Genomic DNA, 3,539 nt, shown 5'->3' with positions numbered 1-3,539 from the left:
AATAGTAACAATTATCATTTGCAAATTTAGAAAATCGCCGTATAATACAACCCATCGAGACAAAACAACCGCACAACAGAATGAAAGGAGAAGAAAATGCCCGAAAGTATTTTTAAGCAAGTCTCCCTTGATATTCTGAGACTGCACCAACAAGCCATCCGCTCTTTGATCGCCACCAAGTGTTGCGACGAATGCGAAGTACACGACGCAGTATTCATTACTTTAGATGGTCGCTATTATGTTTGGCTTCCTTGCATGGGCAAATCGCCCCAATCAGAAACCGGCATCCTGCTGATTGAAGATGAAGATGGCAATACGCGTTTGAGCTGGGTTGCCGATACACGCGAAGTCAAGCAAAAAGACAGTCTGTACAACCGCGTTGTTTCCGCACTGCAAAGAAAAATGCAGCGCACGAAAAACAAGTTTATCCAGTCGGCAAACGCCCGATTGCTTGAGCTGACGCCGCAGCAAGGTCGTCTGACGACAAACAGCAAAGATTTCTCTCTTTCACCACATGACTTGATGAAAGCACTTTATCCGGCAACACATCAAATAGGAGAATTTGCCCTGTAACAGTTTTTGGTAGTGGTTTGTGTTCCTTTTGCGCCCCTTAACATTTTAAAGGGGCGATTTTTTTGCCCCTACTTTTCAGACGGCCTCAAAACCGGTTTTCCAGTACAATAAAGGCCGTCTGAACATTTCCTACTTTTCAACCATGCAACTGCTCAAATACATCCAATCGCAAGGCCTCGGCAGCCGCAAGCAATGCCAATGGCTGATAGACAATGACTGCATTGCCATCAACGGCGAAATCCATAATCGTGCCAAAGACGATATTGGCCCATCTCAAGTGCACACCCTGTCTGTTGACGGCGAAGAAATTGCCGCCGTCCCCATGCCCTATTTCTACATTCTGCTTCATAAGCCTTCAGATTACGAGACTTCTCACAAACCCCAGCAATATCCAAGCATCTTCAGTCTGTTTCCCGACCACATGCGCAATATCGATATGCAGGCAGTCGGCCGCTTGGATGCAGACACAACCGGCATTATTCTGATTACCAACGACGGGCAATTTAACCATCGCGTTACCTCGCCCAAACACAAAGTTCCGAAGCTCTACCGCGTCACTTTGAAACATCCTGCCGACGATACCCTTTGCACTACGCTGAAAAACGGCGTTCTCCTGCATGACGATCATGAAACCGTCGCCGCAGTCGAAGCAGTATTAGCCGACCCAACCACACTGATGATGACCATTACCGAGGGTAAATACCATCAGGTCAAACGCATGGTTGCAGCCGCAGGCAACCGTGTCGAGCAGCTCCACCGTGAGAAATTCGGCGACTGGAATGTCGATGATTTGGCCGAAGGAGAATGGAAATTTATCCAAATCTAAAAAAATTCCAAATTTTTTTGATAAATTTTTAAACAATATGGATTTTTTATTTATTTAAAATCAAACATCTAAATCTTATCATTTTTATTTAACAGAATTTAACACTGTAAAGACTGAACTATTGTATAATTCGCCTGTCTGAGTAACACTTGCTTCGAAAGAAGTGAGTAAGTGAGTAAGACGTTTTCCCCGTAATGTGTTTGGCCATCTATACTTTCCCCTTAGTATAGATGGTTTTTTTTATCTAAAATTTGGTAATCAAGCGGGCGTACTTTCAGACGGCCTTTCTCATCTAAAGAAGCCATCATTTCTAAACCCCATCTCCCACTCATTAACTTGCATTATCCCTTTTCTCTTACTCGTCTCTTCCGCATTAATCTGTGCCGTTCCCATTTCAGACAAATCGTTTTATAGAAAGAAAAACTATCGGCGGCTATCCAAGCTAAGGTTACAGGATGTTATTTAGACGGCCTTAGATAAATACCATCTTTGTTGCCAACATATTCGAAAGCACACCTTAGTGCTATCTAATATCCTCACAACAACCCTTTCCCATATCCCACTTTCAGACGGCCTTTATCGTTACAGCTCTTTCAATCATTCATATCGCTTCAGACAAATTCTCTGTTTACAGGTTTCAATACCAAGAAAACCAGAGAAACCCACTAAAAATTCTTCATTACATGGTTTTTTTAACTAATATTCTTTTCAGACTTTAGTCAAGATTCGTTAAATCTTTGCGGTAAAATGTTGTCTTTATTTTTATGCATCTGAGTATTTATGTCTTCCAATCAACCCCGTCAAACCTGGTCCAACCGTTTGACTTACATCCTTACCGTTGCTGGCGCGACTGTCGGCTTTGGCGCAACTTGGCGTTTCCCGTATTTGGTTGGTGAAAACGGTGGCGGCGCGTATGTGTTTTTGTTCTGTATCGCCATGCTGGTCATTGGTATTCCGATGATCTTGGTGGAAAACGTCATCGGTCGCCGTAAAGGCGTGAACGCACTGGATGCGTTTGGCGGCACAATGAATGGCAAACCCGTTGCCAAAGTTTGGAAGTTGGTCGGTTGGATGGGCTTGCTCGGCGCATTCGGCATCATGGCCTATTACATGGTACTCGGCGGCTGGGTGATCAGCTACATCGTCAATATCATCGGCGGTAATTTGGACATTTCCAGTCCGGTTTCCGGAGAAGTCACCAAAAGCTTCTTTACCGAACACATCGAAAACAGCCCTTGGGAAATTGCGTTTTACACCTTCCTATTTGTGGTTGTGAACCAATGGATCTTGGTCAAAGGCGTGATCGGCGGTATTGAAAAAGCAGCAAAATACCTGATGCCTTTGCTGTTTTTATTCCTGATTGCCATGGTCGTGCGCAACGTTACCCTGCCGGGCGCAATGGAAGGCATCACCTTCTATCTGAAGCCTGACTTCAGCAAAATTACAGCCGAACTGTTCGTCTTCGTTTTGGGCCAAGTATTCTTCGCCTTGAGCTTGGGTTTCGGCGTGATGATTACGTTATCCAGCTATCTGGATAAAAACGAAAATTTGGTTCAGACGGCCGTGATTACCGCGATTACCAACACTTTGATTGCCGTGTTAGCCGGCTTTATGATTTTCCCTTCCCTCTTCAGCTTTGGCGTCGCCCCTAACTCCGGCCCGACGCTGGTGTTCCAAAGCCTGCCGATTGTGTTCTCCAATATGTGGGCAGGCCCAGTGTTTGCAGTGATTTTCTTCTCACTGCTTCTGATTGCCGCGCTGACCACTTCTCTGACCATTTATGAAGTGTTAATTACAACCATTCAGGAGAAAACCAAAATCCGCCGCGCAGCCGCGATTACCATCGTACTGGCAGGTATTTTTATCTTCGGCAATATCCCTTCCATCTTGAGCTACGGCCCATGGAAAGATATTTCCGTGTTTGGTAAAAACATTTTCGATGCCTTTGACTATATCAGCGGCAACATCCTGTTTATGCTGACCGCGCTTGGCTCTGCCTTGTTTGTCGGTTTCGTGATGAAAGATGAAGCGAAGGACGAATTGCTCTACAAAGGCAACCATACCACCGTCAATATCTGGTTTGCTTATGTGAAATACCTCGTACCGTTGGTGATTCTGCTGATTTTCATCAGCAACCTGT

3 protein-coding genes are annotated in these 3,539 nt (G+C 44.8%); all 3 read left to right on the top strand.

The window, feature by feature from the left end; genetic code table 11:
- The first annotated feature begins 96 nt into the window (after window positions 1-96).
- Window positions 97-573, top strand: coding sequence for a hypothetical protein (locus tag Q1M25_RS08980; RefSeq protein ID WP_049348077.1), 477 nt, complete (start codon window positions 97-99; stop codon window positions 571-573).
- A 142-nt stretch (window positions 574-715) separates the two neighbouring features.
- Window positions 716-1,399: a 16S rRNA pseudouridine(516) synthase gene (locus Q1M25_RS08975; protein ID WP_300483944.1), complete on the top strand. Its 684-nt coding sequence runs from the start codon at window positions 716-718 to the stop codon at window positions 1,397-1,399.
- A 780-nt stretch (window positions 1,400-2,179) separates the two neighbouring features.
- Window positions 2,180-3,539, top strand: a 1,360-nt coding sequence (locus tag Q1M25_RS08970) for a sodium-dependent transporter (protein ID WP_300483942.1), incomplete at its 3' end; no start/stop codon positions are given.

This window comes from uncultured Neisseria sp., from assembly GCF_951230505.1.
GTDB lineage: Bacteria > Pseudomonadota > Gammaproteobacteria > Burkholderiales > Neisseriaceae > Neisseria.
Note: the sequence above shows the minus strand (reverse complement) of the source record. Positions and strands in the feature narration are given on the sequence as shown.